This is a genomic window from Streptomyces sp. AM 2-1-1 (assembly GCF_029167645.1).
Taxonomy (GTDB): Bacteria; Actinomycetota; Actinomycetes; order Streptomycetales; family Streptomycetaceae; genus Streptomyces.
This window is the reverse complement of record NZ_CP119147.1, coordinates 889,872-914,088: the sequence shown is the minus strand read 5'-3', so window position 1 is coordinate 914,088 and position 24,217 is coordinate 889,872. Positions and strand designations below refer to the sequence as shown.

At 72.8% G+C, this 24,217-nt stretch carries 18 protein-coding genes; 11 read left to right on the top strand and 7 right to left on the bottom strand.

Features of this window, described 5'->3' with window-relative positions:
• Nucleotides 1-115 precede the first annotated feature (115 nt).
• Nucleotides 116-1,213 (bottom strand): Rv2578c family radical SAM protein, encoded by a 1,098-nt coding sequence (locus tag PZB77_RS03835; protein WP_275491100.1) that lies wholly within the window; start codon nt 1,211-1,213, stop codon nt 116-118.
• A 218-nt stretch (nt 1,214-1,431) separates the two neighbouring features.
• Between PZB77_RS03835 and PZB77_RS03830 the strand changes: the two genes are divergently transcribed.
• Complete coding sequence (locus PZB77_RS03830) at nt 1,432-1,881, top strand: SRPBCC family protein (RefSeq protein WP_275491099.1); 450 nt, start codon at nt 1,432-1,434, stop codon at nt 1,879-1,881.
• Between the two features lie 249 nt (nt 1,882-2,130).
• Nucleotides 2,131-4,662 (top strand): MFS transporter, encoded by a 2,532-nt coding sequence (locus PZB77_RS03825; RefSeq protein WP_275491098.1) that lies wholly within the window; start codon nt 2,131-2,133, stop codon nt 4,660-4,662.
• 37 nt (nt 4,663-4,699) lie between these two features.
• Here the strand turns inward: PZB77_RS03825 and PZB77_RS03820 are convergent, their stop codons facing one another.
• On the bottom strand, nt 4,700-5,626 hold the full coding sequence (locus PZB77_RS03820) for a LysR family transcriptional regulator (protein WP_275491097.1): 927 nt from the start codon (nt 5,624-5,626) through the stop codon (nt 4,700-4,702).
• 164 nt (nt 5,627-5,790) lie between these two features.
• Here PZB77_RS03820 and PZB77_RS03815 point away from each other — a divergent pair, with 164 nt between their 5' ends.
• On the top strand, nt 5,791-6,792 hold the full coding sequence (locus PZB77_RS03815) for an aldo/keto reductase (RefSeq protein WP_275491096.1): 1,002 nt from the start codon (nt 5,791-5,793) through the stop codon (nt 6,790-6,792).
• Nucleotides 6,793-6,946: 154 nt separating this feature from the next.
• Here the strand turns inward: PZB77_RS03815 and PZB77_RS03810 are convergent, their stop codons facing one another.
• The 4 genes from PZB77_RS03810 to PZB77_RS03795 all read right to left on the bottom strand — a co-directional run bounded on the left by PZB77_RS03810 (nt 6,947) and on the right by PZB77_RS03795 (nt 12,035).
• Nucleotides 6,947-8,029 (bottom strand): magnesium and cobalt transport protein CorA, encoded by a 1,083-nt coding sequence (locus tag PZB77_RS03810; protein ID WP_275495900.1) that lies wholly within the window; start codon nt 8,027-8,029, stop codon nt 6,947-6,949.
• Between the two features lie 182 nt (nt 8,030-8,211).
• On the bottom strand, nt 8,212-9,702 hold the full coding sequence (locus PZB77_RS03805; RefSeq protein WP_275491095.1) for an FAD-dependent monooxygenase: 1,491 nt from the start codon (nt 9,700-9,702) through the stop codon (nt 8,212-8,214).
• A 414-nt stretch (nt 9,703-10,116) separates the two neighbouring features.
• Entirely contained in the window at nt 10,117-10,569 is a 453-nt protein-coding gene (locus PZB77_RS03800; RefSeq protein WP_275491094.1) for a VOC family protein, read from the bottom strand.
• Nucleotides 10,570-10,673: 104 nt separating this feature from the next.
• Nucleotides 10,674-12,035: a M64 family metallopeptidase gene (locus PZB77_RS03795; protein WP_275491093.1), complete on the bottom strand. Its 1,362-nt coding sequence runs from the start codon at nt 12,033-12,035 to the stop codon at nt 10,674-10,676.
• Between the two features lie 495 nt (nt 12,036-12,530).
• On the opposite strand from PZB77_RS03795, the gene PZB77_RS03790 reads away from it, so the two are divergent.
• The 6 genes from PZB77_RS03790 to PZB77_RS03765 all read left to right on the top strand — a co-directional run bounded on the left by PZB77_RS03790 (nt 12,531) and on the right by PZB77_RS03765 (nt 21,077).
• Nucleotides 12,531-13,391, top strand: coding sequence for a metallophosphoesterase (locus PZB77_RS03790; protein ID WP_275491092.1), 861 nt, complete (start codon nt 12,531-12,533; stop codon nt 13,389-13,391).
• 295 nt (nt 13,392-13,686) lie between these two features.
• Complete coding sequence (locus PZB77_RS03785) at nt 13,687-14,520, top strand: M55 family metallopeptidase (RefSeq protein WP_275491091.1); 834 nt, start codon at nt 13,687-13,689, stop codon at nt 14,518-14,520.
• On the top strand, nt 14,513-15,856 hold the full coding sequence (locus PZB77_RS03780) for a M20/M25/M40 family metallo-hydrolase (protein ID WP_275491090.1): 1,344 nt from the start codon (nt 14,513-14,515) through the stop codon (nt 15,854-15,856). The genes PZB77_RS03785 and PZB77_RS03780 overlap by 8 nt, the downstream gene beginning before the upstream one ends.
• Nucleotides 15,857-15,876: 20 nt before the next feature.
• A complete protein-coding gene (locus PZB77_RS03775; RefSeq protein WP_275491089.1) occupies nt 15,877-17,907 on the top strand; it encodes a prolyl oligopeptidase family serine peptidase in 2,031 nt (676 codons plus the stop codon).
• Nucleotides 17,904-18,881: an LD-carboxypeptidase gene (locus PZB77_RS03770; protein WP_275491088.1), complete on the top strand. Its 978-nt coding sequence runs from the start codon at nt 17,904-17,906 to the stop codon at nt 18,879-18,881. The genes PZB77_RS03775 and PZB77_RS03770 overlap by 4 nt, the downstream gene beginning before the upstream one ends.
• Nucleotides 18,882-19,271: 390 nt before the next feature.
• Complete coding sequence (locus tag PZB77_RS03765) at nt 19,272-21,077, top strand: CocE/NonD family hydrolase (protein ID WP_275491087.1); 1,806 nt, start codon at nt 19,272-19,274, stop codon at nt 21,075-21,077.
• Between the two features lie 166 nt (nt 21,078-21,243).
• On the opposite strand, the gene PZB77_RS03760 is transcribed toward PZB77_RS03765, so the two are convergent.
• Nucleotides 21,244-22,431 (bottom strand): cellulose-binding domain-containing protein, encoded by a 1,188-nt coding sequence (locus PZB77_RS03760; RefSeq protein ID WP_275491086.1) that lies wholly within the window; start codon nt 22,429-22,431, stop codon nt 21,244-21,246.
• A gap of 657 nt (nt 22,432-23,088) precedes the next feature.
• On the opposite strand from PZB77_RS03760, the gene PZB77_RS03755 reads away from it, so the two are divergent.
• Together PZB77_RS03755 and PZB77_RS03750 are read left to right on the top strand one after the other, a co-directional pair.
• Nucleotides 23,089-23,328 (top strand): LapA family protein, encoded by a 240-nt coding sequence (locus PZB77_RS03755; RefSeq protein WP_275491085.1) that lies wholly within the window; start codon nt 23,089-23,091, stop codon nt 23,326-23,328.
• A 263-nt stretch (nt 23,329-23,591) separates the two neighbouring features.
• Nucleotides 23,592-24,200, top strand: coding sequence for a GNAT family protein (locus tag PZB77_RS03750; protein ID WP_275491084.1), 609 nt, complete (start codon nt 23,592-23,594; stop codon nt 24,198-24,200).
• The last annotated feature ends 17 nt before the right edge of the window (nt 24,201-24,217 follow it).

The following is a 24,217-nucleotide window of genomic DNA, read 5'->3' as shown; positions in this document are numbered from 1 at the left end:
AGACCGACCGCCGGCGGGCGGAGTTGACCCGTACGGGCGGCCGGTCGGCGTCACCCCGGTGCGGGGCCGCCCCGCGCGGGACTCGCTCCGACGGACGCGTCCGCGCGAGCGCGCCTCACAGGAGCGTGAGCTGGACGGGGTCCGCGGCGGCCCCGGTCGTACCGTCGCCCCGCGGCCCGCGCGGGGCGATCCGCCGGTCGGCGCCGAAGCCGGACGGGCCGATGCCGAACTCGGCGGCGATCTCGTGCACCTGACGCGTGATCCGCCGCTGGTACCAGGTCGGGGCGTACGAACCGCCCGCGTACATCCGCTCGTACCGGGCGACGAGGTGCGGGTGGTGGTGGCCCAGCCACTCCATGAACCACTCGCGGGCGCCCGGCCGCAGGTGCAGCACGAGCGGGGTGACGGAGGTGGCACCGGCCTCCGCGATCGCCCGGACCGTGGCCCGCAGCTGGTCGGGGCGGTCGCCGAGGAACGGGATGACCGGGGCCATCAGGACCGCGCACCCGATGCCCGCGTCGGTCAGGGTCCGCACGGCGTCGAGCCGGCGTTCGGGAGCGGGGGTGCCGGGTTCGACGGTGCGCCACAGCTCGCGGTCGACGAACCCCACCGAGACGGAGACGCCGACCTCGGTCACCGCGGCGGCCTGCCGCAGCAGCTCGAGATCGCGCAGGATCAGCGTGCCCTTGGTGAGGATGGAGAACGGGTTGGCGTGGTCGCGCAGTGCGCCGATGATCCCCGGCATCAGCCGGTAGCGGCCTTCCGCGCGCTGGTAGCAGTCGACGTTCGTCCCCATCGCGAGGTGGTCCCCGCGCCAGCGGGGTGAGGCGAGTTCGCGCCGGAGCAGCTCCACCGCGTTGACCTTGACGACGATCTGCGAGTCGAATCCGGTGCCGGTGTCCAGGTCCAGATAGCTGTGCGTCTTGCGGGCAAAGCAGTACACGCAGGCGTGACTGCACCCCCGGTACGGGTTGAGCGTCCACTCGAACGGCATCCGGGAGGCCCCGGGCACCCGGTTCACGAGCGAGCGGGCGCGGATCTCGTGGAAGGTCATGCCGCGGAACTCGGGGGTGTCGAAGGTGCGGGTCGTCACCGCCTCCGCGGCGAAGAGCGCGCCGGCGGCGGGTGGTCCGCCCGCGCGGGCTCGGGCGGTTCCGGTCGCCCGCGACGTGCCGTTCTCGTCGGCGTTCTCGGCCAGGTGGTCCCAGCGCATCGGCACCTCCTCGGTAGCACTGGTCCGACAATAGAACATATGTTCCCTTGATCGTGCGGAGCAGCCGTCCCCCGGCTCCGGTACGACTTCCGGCCTGGTCGTCGCCGCTCGGGGAAGGTGCTCTGCGACCGGCGGTGCGCGGCCCCGATTTTGATCGCGCCCGCCCGGGATGGTTGGCTCATCCCGCCCCCCATCAACCGAGTGCTGGAGGAACAGCCATGGCGCAGGTCGAAGCCACCACGGAGCGGACCATCGCGGCGGACGCGGAGACGGTGTTCGACGCGCTCGCCGACTACAAGGAGGTGCGGGGCAAGGTGCTGCCCGGGCACTTCAGCGAGTACGAGGTCCGCGAAGGCGGCGACGGTGAGGGCTCCCTCGTCCACTGGAAGCTCCAGGCCACCAGCAAGCGCGTGCGCGACTGCCTCCTGGAGGTGACCGAGCCGACCGACGGTCAGCTGGTCGAGAAGGACCGCAACTCCTCCATGGTCACCACCTGGACCGTCACCCCCGCCGGCGAGGGCCGCTCCAAGGCGGTCGTCTCCACCGTCTGGAACGGCGCCGGCGGCATCGGCGGTTTCTTCGAGCGGACCTTCGCGCCCAAGGGCCTCGCCCGCATCTACGACGAACTGCTCCAGAACCTCGCCACCGAGGTCGAGAAGACCGCGTAGGAGAAGACCTGCCGCCGGACGGTGGGAACCCGCCACCGTCCGCGCGCCGGTCCCTCCCCTCCGTCACCCGCCGCGCGTTCCCCGTCTCACCGGAACGAGTGGTTTTCCCGGGCAACCTTTTTCCGCCCACGCCGCTCTCACCGGCACTTACGCCCCCTGCGTGCCCCGGACACCCCGCGAAGCCGTTTGCCCCGCCTTCCCGCGCGATGCGAGAAATGTGCGGCGCAGGTGCGACGAGGGGAGCGTTCCATGGTGGGTGGCAGCACACTGGTCGAGGACGGACAGGACAGGCCGGGGGACCGGAAGGGCGGAGCCTGGCGGCCGTCCGTGCTGCCGGACGACACCCCGACCGAGGAACTGCCCGTCCAGGACGCGCCACCCGCGCCCGGTCCGCCCGGCGCACCCGAGCAACCGCCGGTGGACGGGCAGGTGAACGCCCGTCAGGTGCGGACCGTGTTCATCGGGCTGATGCTCACCATGCTGCTCGCGGCCCTCGACCAGATGATCGTCGCCACCGCGCTGCCGAAGATCGTCGGCGAACTGCACGGACTCGACAAGATGTCCTGGGCGGTCACCGCCTACCTGCTCGCCTCCACCATCGTGCTGCCGCTCTACGGCAAGCTGGGCGACCTCTTCGGGCGCAAGGGCGTCTTCCAGTTCGCCATCGTGGTGTTCGTCGTCGGCTCCGCCCTCGCCGGCTGGTCGCGCACCATGGACCAGCTGATCGCCTTCCGCGCCCTCCAGGGCATCGGAGGAGGCGGCCTCATGATCGGCGTGCAGGCGATCATCGCGGACATCGTCCCGCCCCGGCAGCGCGGCCGTTACATGGGTCTCATCGGCGGGGTCTTCGGACTGGCGTCGGTCGCCGGACCGCTGCTCGGCGGATTCTTCACCGACCACGTCTCCTGGCGCTGGTGCTTCTACATCAACGTGCCGTTCGGGCTGGCGACCCTCGCCGTCATCGCCGTCGTACTGAAGCTGCCCCGCCCCACCGTCCGCCCCCGGCTCGACGTGGTGGGCGCCGCGCTGCTCGCTGCGGCCTCCACCTGCCTCGTCCTGCTGACCAGTTGGGGCGGCACCGAGTACGCCTGGGGATCGCGGACCATCGTCCTGCTCGCCGTCGGAGCGGTCGTCACCGCGCTGCTCTTCGTCGCCGTCGAGGCCCGCGCCGCAGAACCGATCATTCCGCTGCGGCTCTTCCGCGACTCGGTCTTCAACGTCAGCTCACTCGTCGGCGCCGTCATCGGGGTGGCCCTGTTCGGCGCGGCGAGTTACCTGCCGACCTACCTCCAGATGGTCGACGGCGTGAGCGCCACCGAGTCGGGGCTGCTCATGCTGCCGATGATGGGCGGCATCGTGGGCGCCTCCATCGTCTCCGGCCAGATGATCTCCCGCTCCGGCAGCTACCGGATCCACCCCATCGTGGGCAGCGCCCTCTCGGCGGTCGGCATGTGGCTGCTCTCCCGACTGGAGCTGGGCACCTCTCGGCTGGAGTACAGCCTCGCGCAGGCCGTGCTCGGCATCGGCATCGGACTCGTCATGCCGGTGCTGGTGCTCGCGGTGCAGAACTCCGTGCGCCCCGCCGACCTCGGCACCGCCACCAGCGCCAACAACTACTTCCGGCAGATCGGCGGCAGCGTCGGAGCGGCGATCTTCGGCACCCTGTTCGCCGGGCGCCTCGCGGACGCGCTCGACGTCCGGCTGCCGAGCGGCGCGGGGCTGCCCGACGCGGAGTCCGTCACCCCCCAGCTGATCCGCACGCTGGAACCGGCGCTGCGCGACGCGTACATCCAGGCGTACGTGGACGCGATGCCGCGGATCTTCCTCTACCTGGTGCCGGTCCTGCTGACCGGTCTCGCGCTCGCCTTCTTCCTCAAGGAGAAACCGCTGGTGTCCCACCCCACCCCCGAAGCCTCCGCCGAGCCCGCCGCGATCCCCGGCGCCCGCACCGTGCCCGCCGCCGTTCCGGCGTCCGTCGCCGTCCCCGTACCCACCGCCGCGCCCGTCCCGGTCGCCCACGTCGCCGGTGTGCCGGTGCGCGGCCGCGTCCAGCACCCGGACGGGACCACCGTCCCCGGGGCGGCGCTCACCCTCATCGACGCGCAGGGCCACCAGGTGGGCCGGGGCGCCGGCGACGGGGAAGGGCGGTACGCGCTGAGCGTGCCCGGATCCGGCTCGTACGTCCTGATCGCCGCCGCCGGGGGGCACCAGCCGCAGGCCGTCAGCGTCACCGTCGGCGAACGGCCCGTCACCCTCGACATCGTGCTCGGCGGCGCCGGCCGGCTGACCGGCCGGGTCCTCACCCCGGACGGCGCCCCGGTGCGCGAGGCGGCCGTCACCCTCACCGACGTACACGGCGAGGTGGTCGCCTCCACCCGGACCGGCCACGAGGGCGCCTACGTCATCACGGATCTGGTCGCGGGCGAGTACACCCTCGCGGCGAGCGCCACCGCGTTCCGGCCCGTCGCCCTCCCCATCAGCGTGCAGGCCGCCCGGGAGACCCGCCAGGACATCGAACTGGCCGGCGGCGCGGTGCTGCGCGGAGTCGTACGCGCCTCGGGCGGGCGGCTCGTCGAGGACGCCCGGGTCACCCTGCTCGACGCGGCGGGCAACGTCGTCGACACCCTCACCACCGGTCCTGACGGCACGTTCAGCTTCGTCGACCTCTCCTGCGGCGAGTACACCGTGATCGCGGCCGGCTACCCGCCCGTCGCCACCGTCCTCCAGGTCGCCGGCGGCGGCCGCACCGAGCGCGACCTCAGCCTGGGGCACGAGGACTGACGGCCCCTCGGGCGGGGCGCCGCCCGAGGGAGGCCCCTCACTCCTCGCCCCGCTCCCGCGCCGACTTCACCAGGGACACCAAGGCCCGCGCCCCGGGGCTCGCCGCCCGCTGCGGCGGAAGGACCACCACGCTCTCGTACCGCACCGGCCCGGTCCCGGACACCGGGCCGGACGCCGCGGGCGCGAGGAGGTCCAGGGCCACCAGCCCGACCGCCTCCGGCTTGCGGGCGAAGTGGCGCGGGACGACCGCGATGCCCAGCCCTTCCTGCACCAGTTCCAGCAGGCTGTGCACGTCGTTCACCTCCAGGGCGACCGTGCGGCGCACCCCGGCCGCGGCGAAGGCCGCGTCGGCGGCCCGGCGGGGACCCCAGTCCGGGTGGAAGTCGATGAACGACTCCTCGGGCAGCGCACCCCACTCGACTCCGGGCCGACCGGCGAACCGGTGCCCGGCGGCACACAGCACCACCATCTCCTCGGTCGCCAGGGGAATCAGCTCACCGCGCCACTCCAGCGGGGAGACCGTCGCCGCGAACGCCAGGTCGAGACGCCCGTCCGCCACCCCGTCCAGCAGGCTCATCGTGCCCTCCTGGCGGAGGCGGATCTCCATGTGCGGGTGCTCCCGGTGGAACGCCGCCAGCAGCCGGGCCGGACTGACCCCCGCCACACACTGCTCGACCCCCACCGTCAGCGTGCCCCGCAGCAGACCCCGTACGGCGTCCACCGCGTCCCGCGCCGCACGGGCGCCGGCGAGCGTGCGCACCGCCTCCACCAGCAGCGCCCGCCCCGCCTCCGTCAGCCGCACCGACCGGGTCGTCCGGCTGAACAGCGGCGTCCGCAGCTCCTGCTCCAGCGCCCGCACGGACGCCGAGAGACCCGACTGGGAGACGGCGAGCCGCTCGGCGGCCCTGGTGAAGTGCTGCTCCTCCGCGACGGTGACGAAGTGCTCCAGCTGACGCAGTTCCATGATTGAGCACTGTAGGTGATGAATCCCAGAGCTGTTTCCCGTTGGACTGCTGGATCATTCTCCGTCAGCCTGGAAGCGGACCCCCGCGCGGCCACCCGCCGCACCGGGAGCCCCCGGCACCCCGGACCGGAGTGCCCGCCCGACGACCCCGCGGAGCCTCTCGCATGTACCTTCCGTCCGCCGACCGCTACTCCGCCATGCCCTACCGGCGCACCGGACGCAGCGGCCTCCTGCTGCCCGCGCTCTCCCTCGGCCTGTGGCACAACTTCGGTGGCGACCGGACGCCGGACGTGCAGGCCGCCATCCTGCGCCGGGCGTTCGACCTCGGCGTCACCCACTTCGACCTGGCCAACAACTACGGCCCGCCGCCCGGCTCGGCCGAGCTCACCCTCGGACGCTCGCTGCGCACCGACTTCGCCGGGCTCCGCGACGAGCTGATCATCTCCACCAAGGCCGGCTACCTGATGGGCCCCGGCCCGTACGGGGAGTGGGGTTCGCGCAAGAACCTGCTCTCCTCGCTCGACCAGAGCCTCGGACGGCTGGGCCTGGAGTACGTCGACATCTTCTACTCCCACCGGCCGGACCCCGAGACCCCGATGGAGGAGACGATGGGTGCGCTCGACACCGCCGTCCGCTCCGGCCGGGCGCTCTACGCCGGCATCTCCAACTACTCGCCGGAGCAGACCCGCGAGGCCGCGGCCATCCTCAAGGAGCTGGGCACCCCGCTCCTCATCCACCAGCCGCGCTACTCGATGCTGGACCGCTGGGTGGAGGACGGTCTGCTCGACGTGCTCGACGAGGTGGGCGCCGGTTCCATCGCGTACTCGCCGCTCGCCCAGGGCATGCTGTCCGACCGCTACCTCGACGGCATCCCGGAGGGTTCGCGCGCGGCGGGCGCCAGCCCGTTCCTGACGCCGGACGCGGTCACCCCCGCCCTGGTCGAGAAGGTGCGCGCGCTCGACGCGGTGGCCAAGGAGCGGGGCCAGTCCCTGGCCCAGCTGGCGCTCTCCTGGGTGCTGCGCGGCGGTCGCGTCACCTCGGCGCTGGTGGGAGCCAGCAGTGTCGCCCAGCTGGAGAACAGCGTGGAGGCCAGCCGCAACCTGGACTTCGACACGGACGAACTCGCCCGCGTCGAGGCCATCCTCCAGGGCGCCGACGCGGCCTGAGACATCACTCCCGCGGGGAGGGGCGCGGGCCGAGGCCCCTCCCCGCGGGAGAAGGCCCCTCCGGGCGACCGGACAGCCGGTCGAGACGGTCCGCAGGCGCTCGGCAGGGGCATTGGCGTCGGGCGGGGCCTCGGCGGGACGAGTCCTAAGCCGGTCAGAGCCAGCCGTTGCGCCGGAAGCCCCGGTGGATGGCGTAGCACGCCAGCGCCATCAGCCCCAGGGCGAACGGGTATCCGTAGGTCCACCGGAGTTCGGGCATGTGCGAGAAGTTCATCCCGTACATCCCGCACACCATCGTCGGCACGGCGACGATCGCGGCCCACGCGGTGATCTTCCGCATGTCCTCGTTCTGCCCGACCGTCACCTGCGCGAGATGGGCCTGGAGCACCGTGTCGAGCAGGGAGTCGAAGGACACCAACTGCTCGTTCAGCCGGGCCAGTCGGCCCGCCACGTCGCGGAAGTACGGCTGGGTCCCCGCGTCCACGGTCGGTACGGGCCGGGTGGCGAGGGTCTGCATCGGCCGGTCGAGCGGGACGACCGCCCGCCGGAACTCCATCAGTTCGCGCTTCAGCTGGTAGATCCGGCCCGCCTCGCCGCGTCCGGCGTCCACGCTGAAGACGGCGCTCTCCACCGCGTCGATGTCGTGCTGCACGGCGTCGGCGACGTCCGCGTAGGCATCGACCACGGTGTCCGCGACAGCGTGGAGCACCGCGCCGGGTCCCCGCCGCAGCCGGTCCGGGTCCGCCTCCAGGGTCTCGCGCAGCGGGCCGAGCGAACCGTGACTGCCGTGCCGCACCGTGATCACGAAATCGTCCCCGGTGAAGACCATCAGGTCCCCGGTGTTGACGATGTCACTGGTGGCGGTGAAGTGCTCGTGGTGGACGTAACCGCACGTCCGGAAGACCGCGAACAGCCCTTTCCCGTACGGCTCCACCTTCGGGCGCTGCTGCCCGCGTACCGCGTTCTCGACCGCCACCGGGTGGAGGCCGAACAGTGCGGCCACCCGCGCGAACTCCTCCTGCCCCGGTTCGTGGAGGCCGAGCCAGACGAAGCCGCGCCCGGCGCGGCGGACCCGGTCGAGGGTCTCCGCCGGGGAGCCGGTCACGGGCTGCCGCACTCCGTCCTCGTAGGAGACGCAGTTCACCACCGAACTGCCGAGCGGGGAGCGGGCCGGGTGGCTCAGGTCGACCTTGCGGCGGACCGCACGGCTCATCGCCCGGCGGATGGAACGGATCATCGGCACGGCGGCCCCCCTCGGCATGGACTACGCGCGGCCAGTGTGCCACCCGCCCGGCGGGTCCTCCCAGGCCGGTGCGGTCCCGTCCGGGTGGGGCGCGCGGGGGCGCCTCAGGTGGCGCGGAACTCGTTTCCCCAGCCCATCCTGGCAGGCGGCCCTTCGACTCGCAGGGCCCCCTCGTTTCACCCCAGCGTGCGCGCCAACCAGGTGTCCAGGGAAGCCGGCGATGTGCCGGACCACCCCAGGTGGCCATCGGGACGCACCAGCCAAGTCGACCGCCCGCCCTCGGGATCCGCCAGTGAGGTTACGGCGGTGTCCCCGAGACGACGGCGGGCGATGTCCACGAACACCCGTCCGCGCGCATCGGAGGCAACGACTGCCCACTGCGGTCCGAGCTCGTGGTGCAGCCGGGTCCGCTCGCCGTCTTCCTTCGTGCAGGGCAGGTCAGGCACCCGGTCGCCGGCGCGCGGACCGGCGCCCGGCCCCAGCTTCCGGAAGCGGCCGCCCAGCGGACCGTTTCGGTAACTGGTCGTGAGCTGGGACGACTTCTCCCAGACCAGACGCTGCACTCTCGGAAGAGTCAGCAGCGGAGCCAGGACGCGCTCACGTGCGGCGCGAACCAGGAAGTTGTTCCCGGCGGCCAGACGCGTGAGGCCGCTGGTTGCCGCCACCACCTCGCGCGCCGCAGGACGCCGCTCGGCCTCGTAGGTGTCCAGCAGAGGGTCCCGTGCGCGGCCCGAGGCGACCAGGGCCAGTTTCCAGGCCAGGTTCTCGGCATCGCCGAGCCCGGTGTTCATGCCTTGCCCGCCGAACGGGCTGTGCACATGGGCGGAGTCTCCCGCCAAGAGGATCCGGCCACACCGATACCGCGTGGCCAGGCGGCGATGGATACGGAACGACGAAGACCACAAGGCGTCCCATCCTTCGGGGACATCCACCCCCGCGTGGTCGCGCAGCGCTTGTTCCCATACCGTCCTCGCTGTCGGGGACGCAGCGCTCTCGCTGCCCGCCGAGGCCACCAGACGCCAGACGTCGCGTCCAGGCAGCGGGAAGACCCCGAACATTCCCCCGTCGTGCAACCACGCCGACACCACGTCCCGGGGCAGTGGCAGCGAAGCCCGCACATCCGCGAGGAGGAAACCGTCCGCCACGAGAGCTCCGGCGAACTCGATGCCCGCCAGCTTCCGCACCCGGCTGTGCGCCCCGTCACAGCCGACGAGCCACCTGGTGCGTACGGTCCCGCCGTTGAGGTGAAGGGTCACACCGTCCGCGTCCTGAACGGCTCCGGTCAGTTCCTGACGCCACTCCACCTCGACACCCAACTCGCTGAGGCGGCATCGGAGCCGCGCCTCCACCGCCGCTTGCGAGTTCACCAGCACGGGATGGCTCGTCAACTTCGCGTGTGCACCGACCTTCAGGCGGACCAAGCACTTCCCCTTGACGTGGGTGACGAACTCCGCGACCCGAATCGATCGCTCCGGCAGCCCGTCGAAGGCGCCGAGCCGGTCGAGCACCTCCGACCCTCTGGGCTGCAGGCCCAACGCGCGCGACGTGGTGGAAGGCCGCTCCGCCCTGTCGATGACCCTGACCGAAACCCCGGCCATGGACAGGCCGCACGCCAGAGCGAGCCCGGTCGGTCCCGCACCGACCACCACAACTGTCGGAACAGACATCCGATGCCCTCCGTGGTGAAAGCCCGCCATGGTTGAGGGGAGCGTATCGACGGCGAAGATCGGTCCGCGCCTCGGGATGGTGCCCGGCCAAAGTGCTCGTGATGGGCGGGGGCGTGGGGACTCTGCCGCCCACCGTGAGCCCGTGGACAGTTGCCTTTCGACCGGGAGGAGCCCCACGGCCTGGCGATGCGGGGGAGGATCCGTGCACGGCACGGAAGTTGGACGGCGGGGAGCCGTCGCTGAGGGACGGTTCATCGCGGGGCGCACGCGCCCCCGACACGGTGTGCCTGTTCCGGTCGGGGGTGACGTCACGAGGCGGCATCACGTGGCACCGGGCAACGTGATCGCGCGGGGGCTACCGGCCTCGTAGGGCAACCGGCGCTGTCCCGGCCGGGTGGGGCGCGCGGGGGTGCCTCAGGTGGCGCAAAACTCGTTCCCCTCCGGGTCGCGCATGATCCACCAGTGTCCGGCCGGGCCCTTGTCGATCTCGCGGACCGGGGTGGCACCGAGTTCCTTCAGTCGGCTGACCAGCCGGTCGAGACCGCCGGGTTCGCCGTGGACGTCGATGTGCAGGCGGTTCTTGCCGGCCTTCTCCTCGGGGACCTCCTGGAAGAGGATCCGCCGCCCGCCGCCCACGCCGCTCACCTCGTCGAACGGGTCCTCGGGGTGGCGGATCGCCGCGTACCCGCGGAAGGTTCTGCGCCCGTCGTGCTCGGTGACGGCGTCCTCACCCAGCTGACCGGCGGCCAGCAGCCGTGCGACGAGGGCGCTCGGGTCCTCCACCTCGTACTCCAGCGCGGCGGCCCAGAAGTCGGCGAGGGCCGGCGCACTCCTGCTGTCGATGACGAGCTTCCAGTGCAGTGCCATGACTCCACTCTCCCGCACGCGCGCGGCCCGCGCCGCCGTGGCGGGCTTTTCCGGTGAGCGGGCGGCGCCGCTCACCCCGACCGAGGAGTGGCGCGGCCCGTGGATCAGCGGACCACCGACCAGGTCACCGAGTCGGTCGCGGCGGCCTTCGCCTCCGGGTCGCGGAGCGAGTCCGTCGTGTCCGTGACACGCGCGACGAGGGTGTGCGCGCGTCCGTCCGCGGGGACACCGAGCGCCCGGGGCACCACCGTCCGCAGACCGCGGGCCTGCCGTGCCTCGGTCCCGTCGACGTACCAGCGCAAGTCGAGCCGGGAGAGGCCGGTCGCCAGGGTGGCGACGCTCGCGGTCACCTGCTGGCCGCGGGCGACCGTGGCGGCGGTGGTGACCTTGGTGAGCGAGGACGCGTACCGGTAGAAACCGCTGATCATGGCTTCCCGGCCCGGGAGGTTGAACGTGTCGGTGGAGAGCGAGCGCATCAGGGAGTCCGCGGTCGGCCGGTAGACGCCCTTCGGGTAGTAGGAACTGCCCACGTACGTACCGACGGTGCCGCCCGAGGGGTCCGACTCGCCGAGCCAGCGGTACCACTTCGCCCGGGAGGTCGTCAGCTGGGTGGCCGTCCGGACCGTGGAGTTGGGCTCGACCGGTTCCGTTCCGGTGTAGGTGCCGTAGGAGTCGTACGTGTACTCGTCGGCGAGGAGGCCGATCGAGTGGCCTATCTCGTGCGCGGCGATCAGGCTGGACCGGCTGTTGTCGGACGAGAGGGTGGAGACCCCGGCGAAGGAGTAGTCCGAACCCAGCTCCGAGTAGCCCGCGCCGCCGTACTTCGTGGAGTTGGAGACCACGACGACGAGGTCGGCGGCGGGGGCCTTGGCGGCGTACGTCCTGACCTTGTCGAGGTCCACACAGATGAGGCGCTCGGTGCTGGAGCACCAGAAGTACGAGCCCAGCGCCGTGTTCTTGACGACGTCCGCCGAGGGGTCGCCGGAGATGCCCGACTCGGCCGAAACGGCTCCGACCGCCCACACGTTGAAGAGGCCCGCATAGCTGCGGTAGGGCTCGACGGCGCTGACCTCCGCCCACCGGGCGCGGGCGTCGGCGAGGAAATCCACCTGCTCCGCCGCGGTGTAGCCGTCGCCGATGATCGTCACGTCCATGCGGTCGGCGCTCGGACCCGTCTGCGACAGCACGGTGACCGCGCCGTCCTCGGCCGGGACGGCACCGGCGGAGCGCGCTGTGGAGGAGGCCACCACCGGCGTGGACGCCGCGTACGGCGAGGTCGCGGGCACCTCCACACGGCGGCCCTCGCCCCGCGGGTCGGGGAAGTACTCGGCCCGGACTGTGGTGCCGCCCGTCGGGGCGGCGCCGAGGGGAGCGGTGTCCGCCGCGGCCGTGCCGGCCGTGGCGGAGAGCGTGACGGCGAGCAGCAGTGCGGCCGTGATGGCGGTGCTGACAGGGCGTGGGTGCACGGACTCTCCTTCGGGGGGCGCCGGACGGCGCGGTGGTGGGGGAGGCACCGTGCGGGGGCAGGCGCAGCCGGATCGACCGGTGTAAATCAATAAGTAAATATGCTTTACCGTGCGATGAAATTAGGGCTTCCGAGGTCCTCTGGCAAGGGCAGGGGCAGAAGTTGACGGAGTGACGGGTGAGCGGGTCCGTCCGCACCCCTCGCGTCGGTGTTCGCCACCGGGCCGCCGCGCGCTCGCGCCGGCGCTCCCTCCGCCTGCTCCCCCTGGGGGAAAGTCAGGGGTTACGTCCGTCGGCCGGACGTGCCAGCCTCGGGGGCGACGCGGCACGGTGCGGGACTCCGTACCGACGTGCCGTGCAGACGTGCCGTACCGACGGGCCGCGGCCCGGGCGCGTCACACTGGCATGCGGCACCGGCACCGGCACCGCACAGCACCGGCACCGCGCAGCACAGGTATGTGCGAACTCCGCAGTCGGAGGCGACGAGAGGAAGAGACGTGCCGCAGAATCAGGGCAACCTCCTGGCCATCAGCGACCTCCACGTCGCCCACGAGGAGAACCGCGCCATCGTCGCCGGTCTCCGGCCCGAGACGGAGAACGACTGGCTCCTGGTCGCCGGGGACGTCGGCGAGATGTCCGAGGAGATCGCCTGGGCACTGCGGACCCTCGCTTCTCACTTCGCCAAGGTCCTCTGGACGCCCGGCAACCACGAGCTGTGGACGCCCCCGAAGGACCCGCTGCGCCTGCGCGGGGTGGAACGCTACGACCATCTCGTCGAGCTCTGCCGCAGCCTGGGAATCGTCACCCCGGAGGACCCCTACCCGGTCTGGCAGGGGCCGGACGGCCCGGTGACCGTCGCCCCGCTCTTCCTGCTGTACGACTACACCTTCCGCACCCACGCCGGGCTCAGCCGTGAGGAGGCGCTGGCCGCGGCCCACGAGGCGGGCGTGGTCTGCACCGACGAGTACCTGCTCCACCCCGATCCGTACGACAGCCGGCACGCCTGGTGCGAGGCGCGGGTGCGCGAGACCGAGAAGCGCCTCGACGCGCTCGACCCGGCCACCCCGCTCGTCCTGATCAACCATTACCCGCTCGTCCGCACACCGATGGACGTCCTGCACCACCCCGAGTTCGCCCTGTGGTGCGGCACCGAACGGACGGCCGACTGGCCCCGCCGCTTCCCCGTCGCCGCGATGGTCTACGGACACCTGCACATCCCCCGGTCCACCGTCTACGACGGGGTCCCGTTCGAGGAGGTCTCCGTCGGCTACCCGCGCGAGTGGCAACGGCCCGGCCACCCCCGCACCGTGCCGCCCCGCCGCATCCGCCCCGTTCTCCCGGCGGTACGCGGGGTGTGACGGCGGAGCAGAGCCCCGTCGTGGCGGGGCCCTGCTCCACGCGGGGGGTGGCCGGCGCACGCCGCGGGCTCCGCGCCTTCCTCCCCGCGGGCCGTCGTCCACCACCGCTCCGGGGGGCGGCCTCCGCGCCGTGCCCCGCGGACCGCCTCCGGTGTCGGAGCCGTACCTCCTGACCTGCCCGGACATGTCCGTACGGCGCGGGCCGGCCCCCGGCCGCGTCCTCCGGTCACCGGCGCGTAACGTGTTCCCGCCGGGCCTTTGGCGGCGCGGACCGGGGCGCGTACGGTAGGGCCGCATGAAGATCCTCATCAGCGCCGACATGGAGGGCGCCACCGGTGTGACCTGGCCCGGTGACGTCCTGCCCGGCACCCCCCAGTGGGAGCGCTGCCGCCCCATGTTCACCTCGGACGTGAACGCCGCTGTCCTCGGTTTCTACGACGGGGGCGCCGACGAGGTCCTCGTCAACGAAGCGCACTGGAGCATGCGCAACCTCCTCCTGGAGCGGATGGACGAACGCGTCCAGATGATCACCGGCCGGCACAAGACCCTCTCCATGGTCGAGGGGATCCAGCACGGGGACGTCGACGCGGTCGCCTTCGTCGGCTACCACACGGGCGCCGGTACCGAGGGCGTCCTCGCCCACACGTTCCTGGCCAACTCCATCACCGGCGTCTGGCTGAACGGCGTCCGCGCCAGCGAGGGCCTGCTCAACGCGCACGTCGCCGCCGAGTACGGCGTACCCGTCGTGCTGGTCACCGGAGACGACCTGACCTGCGTGGACGCGGACGGCTACGCGCCGGACGCCCGCAAGGTGGCCGTCAAGGACCACGTCTCCCGGTACGCGGCGGTGTGCCGCACCCCCGCCCGTACGGCCGCCGACATCCGCGCCGCCGCCGCCGGTGCCGCCTCGCTCGCCGTCCGGTACGAGCCCGTCGTCGGCGGCCCCTTCACGGTGGAACTGGAGTTCGACGCCGAACACCTGTCCGCCGCCGCGACCGTCGTCCCGGGCGTGGCCGTGACCGGCGAACGGCGCGTCGCCTACAGCAGCGGGACGATGTACGAGGGAATTCGCACGTTCAAGGCGGTCACCACCATCGTGTCCGCCGCAGTGGAGGAACAGTATGGCTGAGTCGCCCGCCCCGTCCTTCGCCGTGGACCAGCAGGCCCTCGACGAATCGGTGACGTTCACCTCGGAACTCATCCGGATCGACACCACCAACAGCGGTGACGGCAGCTGCCAGGAACGCCCGGCCGCCGAGTACGTCGCCGAGCGCCTCGCCGCGACCGGCCTGGAACCGGCGCTGCTGGAGCGCACCCCCGGCCGGACCAACGTGGTCGCCCGCATCGAGGGCACCGACCCGTCCGCCGAGGCCCTCCTCGTCCACGGCCACCTCGACGTGGTTCCCGCCGAGGCGGCCGACTGGTCCGTGCACCCCTTCTCCGGCGAGGTGCGCGACGGGGTCGTCTGGGGGCGCGGCGCCGTCGACATGAAGAACATGGACGCGATGGTGCTCGCGGTGGTCCGCGGCTGGGCCCGCGCCGGCATCCGCCCCCGCCGCGACATCGTGATCGCCTACACCGCCGACGAAGAGGCCAGCGCCGCCGACGGCTCGGGCTTCCTCGTCGACGCGCACGCGGACCTGTTCGAAGGCTGCACGGAGGGCATCAGTGAGTCCGGTGCCTTCACCTTCCACGCGGGCGGCGGCCTCTCCCTCTACCCGATCGCCGCCGGCGAGCGCGGTACGGGCTGGCTGAAGCTCACCGCGCACGGCAGGGCCGGCCACGGCTCCAAGGTCAACCACGACAACGCGGTGACCCGGCTGGCCGCCGCCGTCACCCGGATCGGCGAGTACACCTGGCCGGTCCGGCTGACCCCGACCGTGCGCGCCGCGCTCACCGAGATCTCCGCACTGCACGGCCTCACCGTCGACGTCGACGCCCCCGGCTTCGACGCCGACGAACTCCTCGGCAAGCTCGGTCCGGCCGCCGCCCTGATCGCACCCACCCTCCGCAACAGCAGCAACCCGACGCAGCTGGACGCCGGATACAAGGTCAACGTCATCCCCGGCCACGCGACCGCCGTCATCGACGGACGGATGGTCCCCGGCGGCGAGGACGAGTTCCACACCACCATGGACCGGCTCACCGGACCGGGCGTCGACTGGGAGTTCCTCCACCGCGAGGTGCCGCTGACCGCACCCGTGGACACCCCGACCTTCGCGCAGTTGCGCGCCGCCGTGGAACTGTTCGACCCCGGCGCGCACGCCGTCCCGTACTCCATGTCGGGCGGCTCGGACGCGAAGCAGTTCTCGCGCCTCGGCATCACCGGATACGGCTTCTCACCGCTCAAGCTCCCGGTCGGATTCGACTACCAGGCGCTCTTCCACGGCATCGACGAACGCGTCCCCGTGGACGCCCTGCACTACGGCGTCCGCGTCCTCGACCACTACCTGCGCAACGCCTGACCACGACGGGGGAACCACCCATGGCGTCCAGCCTGCCCAGCACGTCCGCGACCCCGGTCCCGGCCCCCTACGGGTCCTGGCCCTCACCCGTCGACGCGGCGCTCGCCGCCTCGCACGACGGCCGCCCGGAGTACGTCGGCACCGTCGGCGACGAGGTCTGGTGGACGGAGCCCCGCCCCGCCGAGGGAGGCCGGCGCGCCCTGGTGCGACGGAGCGCGGAGGGGGAGATCACCACCGTGCTCCCCGCCCCGTGGAACGCCCGCAGCCGGGTCGTCGAGTACGGCGGACAGCCGTGGGCCGGGGTCGCCCGCGACGGCGGGGGCCCGCTCGTCGTCTTCGTCCACTTCGACGACCAGCGGCTCTACGCGTACGCCCCGGACGGGCCCGACGCCCCGTGGCCGCTCACCCCGCTCTCCGCCGTCGGCGGCGGGCTGCGCTGGGCGGACCCGCGGATCCACCCGGACCGGGGCGAGGTCTGGTGCGTCCTGGAGGAGTTCACCGGTGAGGGCCCCGCCGACGTACGCCGGGTGGTGGCGGCGGTACCGCTGGACGGTTCCGCCGCCACCGACCGCGCCGCCGTACGTGAACTCTCCGACGACCGCCACCGCTTCGTCACCGGGCCCCGCCTCTCGCACGACGGACAACGGGCCGCCTGGATCGCCTGGGACCACCCCCGGATGCCGTGGGACGGCACCGTGGTGATGCTCGCCGAGGTCACCCACGAGGGCGCCTTCACCGGGGTACGGCCCCTCGTCGGCGGTGTGGACGAGTCGGTCTGCCAGGTCGAGTGGGACCGCGACGGTTCCCTGCTCTTCGTCTCCGACGTCGACGACTGGTGGCAGGTGCGGCGCGTCCGGCCCGACGCCGTCGCGGAGGGCTCCGCACCGGCGGTTCCCCTCTGCCCGGGCCGGGACGAGGAGTTCGGCGGGCCCCTCTGGAAGATCGGCCTGCGCTGGTTCCAGCAGCTCGACAACGGTCTGATCGCCGTCCTGCACGGCAGGGGTACCACCCGCCTCGGCGTGCTCGACCCGGAGAGCGGCGAACTCGTCGACGCCGCCGGACCCTGGACCGCCTGGGCCGAGACCCTGGCCGTCCAGGGCGACCGCGTCATCGGCGTGGCCGCGAGCCCGTACACCGGCTACGAGGTCGTCGAACTCGACACCGCCACCGGCCGTGCCCGGACCATCGGCGCACCGCACACCGACCCCGTCGACCCGGCGTACTACCCGCGGCCGGAGGAACGCACTTTCACCGGGCCGCGGGGCCGCGACGTGCACGCCCTGGTCCACCCGCCCCGCAACCCCGGCCACACCGGCCCCGAGGGCGAACTGCCGCCGTACGTCGTCTGGGCGCACGGCGGACCCACCAGCCGCGTCCCGCTCGCCCTCGACCTCGAGGTCGCCTACTTCACCTCGCGCGGAATCGGCGTGGTCGAGGTCAACTACGGCGGATCGACCGGCTACGGACGCGCCTACCGCGAACGTCTGCGCGAACAGTGGGGAGTCGTCGACGTCGAGGACTGCGCCGCCGTCGCCGAGGCCCTGGCCGCCGAGGGCTCGGCCGACCGCGAGCGGCTGGCGATCCGGGGCGGCAGCGCCGGAGGCTGGACCACCGCCGCCTCCCTGACCGGCACCGACCTCTACGCCTGCGGGGCCATCAGCTACCCCATCCTCGACCTCACCGGCTGGGCGGCCGGCGAGACCCACGACTTCGAATCGCAGTACCTGGAGTCGCTGGTCGGCCCGCTCGCCGAGGTCCCCGACCGCTACCGCGACCGGTCGCCCCTCACCCGCGCCGACCGGCTCCGCGTGCCGTTCCTGCTGCTCCAAGGGCTGGACGACGTGATCTGCCCGCCCGTCCAGTGCGAACGGTTCCTCGCCGCGATCGAAGGCCGCGGCATCCCGCACGCCTACCTCGCCTTCGCGGGAGAGAGCCACGGATTCCGCCTGATGAGCACGCTGATCCGCTCCCTGGAAGCCGAACTCTCCCTCTACGCACAGACCTTCGGCATCGACGGAGTCGACGTACCGGTGCTGGAGCTGACCCGGTGACCCCGTCCGCGTCGCCGCCACCCACCGGCGCCGGACCGGTCCCGCTCGCCCGGGCCGCCCGGCTCCGGCCCGGCGCGCGGGTCGCCGTCGTCGCGCCCAGCGGGCCGGTGCCCGCCGAACGGCTGGACGCCGGGCTGGACGTCCTGCGCGGCTGGGACCTCGACCCCGTCGTCGCCCCGCACGCGCGCGACGTCCACCCCGACCTGGGCTACCTCGCCGGCAGGGACGAACACCGCGCCCAGGACCTCCAGAACGCCTGGTGCGACCCGTCCGTGGACGCGGTCCTCTGCGCCCGGGGCGGTTACGGCGCCCACCGCATGGTCGACCTGCTCGACTGGACGGCCATCCGGGCGGCCGGCCCCAAGGTGTTCGTCGGCTCCAGCGACACCACCGTGCTCCACGAGGCGTTCGCCCTGCGGGCGGGGTTCTCCACGCTGCTCGGCCCGATGGTGGCCGCCGAGACCTTCCTCAAGGACCCGGCCACCCAGGAGGCGCTGCGCGCCACCCTGTTCGCCCCCGAAACGGTCCGGACCCTGGGTCTGGAGACCGCGGCCTCCCTGGTGCCCGGCCGGGCCCGCGGCGTCACCTACGGCGGGTGCGTCAGCCTGCTCGCGGCCGACCTCGGCACCCCCGCCGCCCGCACCTCGGCCCGGGGCGGCCTCCTCGTCGTCGAGGACGTCACCGAGGACCCGTACCGGATCGACGGCATCCTCACCCGGCTCCTCCGCTCGGGTGCCCTGGAGGGGATCGCCGGAGTGGTCTGCGGTTCCTGGGAGGGCTGCGGGCCCTACGACCGGGTCCGCGCGGTCCTCGCCGACCGGCTCGGCACCCTCGGGGTGCCGGTCGTCGAGGAGTTGGGGTTCGGTCACGGGCCGAGCACCCTCACGATCCCGCTCGGGCTGCCCGCCGTGCTCGACGCGCCCTCGGACGGGCGACGGGCGACTCTCACCGTCGACGTGCCCGCGCTGATCTGACGGGTCGGCCCCCGGCGCCTCTCCCGCCCGCGCGGTCCCGAGGGCTCCGCGGGGCGGCGCGGGATATCTGGTCAACGTGGGTGTTCCGGGCCGTGCGGGCTTCCTGCCGCGCTCGCTTCCGGGCCGCCCGCGGGGCAGCGGTGCGGGCCCGGTGGCGACGGGCCGGCCGACACCCTCGGGGGAATCGGGGGCCGAAGCGTTGACATCGACGCCACCGTGTCACAGCATGAACACGTTCCGTGATCGAAGGGTCGATGACCTCGCTGTTCTCGCGACCCGGCGTTACCCGCGCACGGCGCGTCCCGGCGATTCCGGCACGTCGGTGATCCCTTCCGGGTGGCCGCCGGTGTCTCCGGCCCGCCCCCGGTGTTCTCGGTGTGGAGGTCCGTGGTGTCAGGTGTCGTCGCCAGGTTCCCCAAACCCCTCGCGGCCCTCGCCGGAGCGGCACTCGCCGCCCCGCTCGTGCTGGCCGCTCCGGCCGGCGCGGCGCCGGAGCCGTACACCGTCACCCCGTTGAAGTTCACCGTCCGCGCGGGCGGCCACGACTGCACCGTCGACGCCGACCTCTACCGTCCCCGCGGAGCCGACGCCGCGCACCCCGCTCCGGCCGTGCTCGCCACCAACGGCTTCGCCGGCAGCAAGTCGGACGGCTCCACCGACGCCCTCGGCCGGGCTTTCGCCGCCCGGGGATACGTCAGCCTCGTCTACTCCGGCCTCGGGTTCGGCCGGTCCGGCTGCCTGATCACCCTCGACGCCCCCGAGGCCGACGGGAGGGCCGCCTCCGGGCTGGTCGACTTCCTCGCGGGCACCCGGACGGCCGACGACGGCACCCGGGCCGACTTCGTCGCCCTCGACGAACCGGGCGACCCGCGCGTCGGGATGATCGGCGGATCGTACGGCGGGGCCGTCCAGTTCGCCACCGCCGCCGTCGACCACCGCGTCGACGCGCTCGTCCCCCTCATCACCTGGAACGACCTCGGTCACTCCCTCGCCCCCGACAACACCGTCACCGAGGACCGCGCCACCCCCCGCACCCCGGGGGTCTTCAAATGGCAGTGGACCAACGGCTTCTACCTGATGGGGGAGGGGCAACCGCTGCTCGCCCCCAGCCTCGACCCCTCGCGCTTCGGCAAACCGAACTGCCTCCACTTCACCCCCGAGGCCTGCGAGACCATCAGCTTCCTCAACTCCGGCCGCTACCCCGCCGAGGAGTCCGAGGCCGTGCTCGCCTTCACGCACGGCGTCTCCCCGGTCTCCTACCTCCACCGGGTCGAGGCGCCCACGCTCCTGGTGCAGGGCCAGGCGGACACCCTGTTCAACCTGAACGAGGCCACCGCGACGTACGACGCCCTCCGCGCGCACGGCACCACCGTCAAGATGATCTGGCAGGCCTGGGGACACAGCGGGGGAGGCGCCACCCCGGGCGAACTCGACCTCTCGCAGGGCAACTGGGAGACCAGTTACGTCGGTCGCCGCATCCTCGCCTGGTTCGGCCGCTATCTCCTCGACCGCACCACCGACACCGGCCCCGCCTTCGCCTACTACCGCGACTGGACGAGCGGTTACGGCACGGCCGACGCGCTGCCCGCCGCCTCGCGGACCCTGTACCTCTCCGGCGACGGCACCCTGAGGGAGCACCGCTCCGACGTGGTCCCCGGCAGCCGCTCGTACACCAACCGGTCCCTGCCCAGCAGCCATTCGGAGACCTCTCTCTCCGGCCTCACCGGGCTCCCCGACCTCGACCCCTACGACACCACCGGGACCTACCTCGACTGGACCTCCGCCCCGCTGCCCTCCGCACTGGACGTCGTGGGCGCTCCCCGCGCCCGGCTGCGGGTGATCTCGCCGAAGGCGGAGCGGGTCCAGGGGAGCGGAGACGCCTCGGACCGGCTCGTGCTCTTCGTCAAGGTGTACGACCGGGCCCCCGACGGGTCGCAGGAGCTCGTCCACCGACTGGTCGCCCCGGTCCGCGTGGCGGACGTGACGAGGCCCTTCTCCGTACGGCTGCCGGGCATCGTGCACCGGTTCGCCGCGGGTCACCGGCTCCGTCTGGTGATCGCGGGGAGCGACACCGCCTACTACGGCAACCGGGGGACCAAACCGGTCACCGTCGCCAGCACGCCCCGGGAGACCGGAGTGCTGCAGCTGCCCGTGGTCCGGGCCGGTACCTCGGAAAAGACGCGGGCCGGGGAGTGAACACAGAGTTCCGCAGGAGCCGAAGGGAGCGCTGCGGCTCGTAGGTGCGGGCTGCCTGCCGTGCGGGCAGACCTCGCCGGGGCCGGAGGGACGGGCCGACGGCTGCTCCTGCGCGGAGTCACCGTCAGCCCGCCGTCACCGTACCCCTGCTCGCCGCAGCCGGCCGTCAGCAGCCGACCGGCGAGGAGCCTACGACCACGTCGTCGAACCACAGGGTGTCGTCGCCCGTCCCATAGCTCTCCCAGCCCAGCCGCAGCGCAGTGGGCTTCGGGGGAGTGGTCCGGGAGAGCCACTGCTGGTCGATGTCCTGGGTCGGTACGCCGTCGGCGTGCAGTCCCGGCACCTGCTCCTCGTTGAGCCAGGTGTCGAGCTTCGGCGCCGAGGTGTCGACCGCGAACCGCAGGCACTGCCAGCTGCCCGTCGGCAGAGGCCTGCTCTGCCCCACCCCGACCGGGCTCTGCGCCGGGAGCGTGGCGTCGTCGGTCTCCCGGTTCCACTGCAGGGCGCTGTTCTGTCCGCCGATCCGCAACGCCTTGCCACCCTGGGAACTGTCCGGCATCGACACGAAGGTGACGTGGGCGGCCGGCAGTGCGGTGGTGTGGCGCACCCACATGCGGACGTGCAGGACCGGGCCGACCGACGACAGGTCCGCGGTGGCGGCCACGAAGGCGTGGTTGCAGTAACCGGCCCGTCCGTCCAACCGCAGTGACCGCGTGCCGCTGTGCGCCACTGCCGTGTCGACGGCGGCCGTACCCGTGCCCTGGCAGTCGGGTGCGGTGAACCGCCAGTTCCCGGAGGGCGCCGGGCCGGTTTGGTCCTCGAAGTCCTCACAGACGGCAGCGTCGCCGCACTCCGCCGTGGGCGGTGTGGTGGGAGGCGGTGTCGTGGGAGGCGGTGTGGTGGGGGGCGGGGTGGTCGGCGGGGTGGAGCCGTCGCCGCAGGACACGCCGTTGAGGGCGAAGTCCGTGGGTGCCGAGTCGGCCGACTGCCAGGTCCCCTGCAGGCCGAAGTCGGCGGTACCGCCGCTGGCCAGTGCTCCGTTCCAGGCCACGTTGACGGCGCTCACGGAGCGGCCGGTCTGCGTGACGGTCGCGTTCCAGGCGGAGGTGACGCGCCGGTCGCCGCCGTACGTCCACGTCAGCCGCCACCCGCTGAGCGGAGCACCGGTGTTGGTGATGCGTACCTGGGCGGTGTAGCCGCCGGTCCATTGGTCGGCGGTGTAGTCGACCCGGCATCCGGACGCCGTACTGGAACCGCTGGCGGGCACCGCGACGAAGAGGGACAAGGCCAGCGCGAGAGCGGCACCGGCAGCCGTCCAGAGTCTGCGCAGGGGTCGCGGGGGGAGAATCGGCATGTGCGTCTCCTTGGAGGGGGGAACCGCAGGACGACAGTCCAGCTGTGGGAGCGCTCCCATTCATGACATCGACTTGACGGCGTACTGTCAATACAGAGGGCCGTCCGAGTTGCCGACGGGGGTCGTGCGAGCCGTCGAAGCGTCGAACCCGACGCCGCCTCGATGCTCGCCTACGCCCGGGCCGGGTGGCTCCGGCGAGTTCGGGTGCGCCTGCTCGCAGGATGGTGTCGACGTGCGCGAGGACGCCTCCGTCGGTGAGGCGGTCATCCCGTGCCCGGTCGGGAAGGGGACGGACCGGTCCCGCCCGGACGGCGAGGAGTCGGCTTGGTCCCCTGCCGGGATGGTGCTTGGGCGTCAGGCGCTGTGGACCGAGGCGTCCGGCCCGGACCCACGGTGTGACGGGTGCATGCGACCGCTCGGCCGCCCCCGGTCGATTCGACCGGGGTGATCGGCGACGAGGTGCCTCGCGGCAGTACCCAGAGCGCTGACCAGGTCTTCCGTGACACCGGCCCGGGGACCCGCCGAGTGAGCCGTCACCCGAACGGACGCATCCCCCGGCCGTCGGCACCGGCCGGGGGCATCCTGGTCGCCGGAGGGCGGTCGCGTTCGGCCCGACCCGCACGGGGCCGCTCCGCCGACGAGGGAAAGGCCGGACCCATGAGCCCCAAGAACGTGTCCAGCGACGGCGGAGCGAAGAACGGCCTGTTCACCCCCGGCCGCATCGCCGTTGCCGTCGTCGCCGTGCTGGCGATCGTCTTCATCTGTGTGAACACCGGCGACGTCACCATCCGCGTCATCATCCCCAAGGTGACCATGCCGCTCTGGCTCGCCCTGCTGGGTGTCTTCCTCGCCGGAGGGATCTGCGGGGGATACGTCTTCCGGCGGCGGACCAGGTGATGTCCGGCCACGGGTGACCGGTCCGCGTACGCGGGCGTACCGATGAGCCGGGACGGAGGTCCGCGTACGCGGGCGTGCCGATGAGCCGGGACGGCGGTCCCTGGGCGCGGACCGGCCACCGGTGACCGGTCCGCGTACGCGGGCGTGCCGACGAGCCGGGACGGAGGTCCCTGTACGCGTGCGTGCCGATGAGCCGGGACGGAGGTGGCGGCGCGCCCGGGGCCGGTGCGGTCCGTCCGGCCGGTCCGTCCTACCGTGGGCCGGTGCCCGCATTCCAGGACCACCCCGACAACCCGGCGCCCGCCGCGACCGCCCCGGCGCCGGCCACCGCCACCCGACTGCCCCGAGGCCCGCTGACTTCGCTGCGCCGCTACACCCCTGAGGACGCGGCCGAGTTCACCGCGCGCGCGAGGGAGAGCCGTGCCCTGCACCACCCCTGGCTCTCCCCGCCCACCAGCGAGGAGGCGTATGCCGTCTACGCGGCGCGGCTACGGCAGAGCCCTGACCGGGAGGGCTTCCTCGTCGGCGAACGCGCGGCGGGCGGCGCCATCGCCGGCTTCGTCAACATCAACAACATCGTCTTGGGGGCCTTTCGCTGCGGTGCCCTCGGCTACGGGGCCTTCGCGCACGCCGCGGGCCGCGGAGTGATGTCCGAAGCGATCGGCCTCGTCCTCGAGTACGCCTTCGGCCCCCTGGGACTGCACCGGCTGGAGGCCAATGTGCAGCCCGCCAACGCGAGGTCGATCGCGCTGGTGCGGCGGGCGGGCTTCCGGCTCGAAGGGTTCTCGCCGGACTTCCTCCACATCGACGGCGCCTGGCGCGACCACGAACGGTGGGCGATCACGGCGGAGATGCTCGCCCAGCGGGAGTGACACCCCAGAGCACCCAC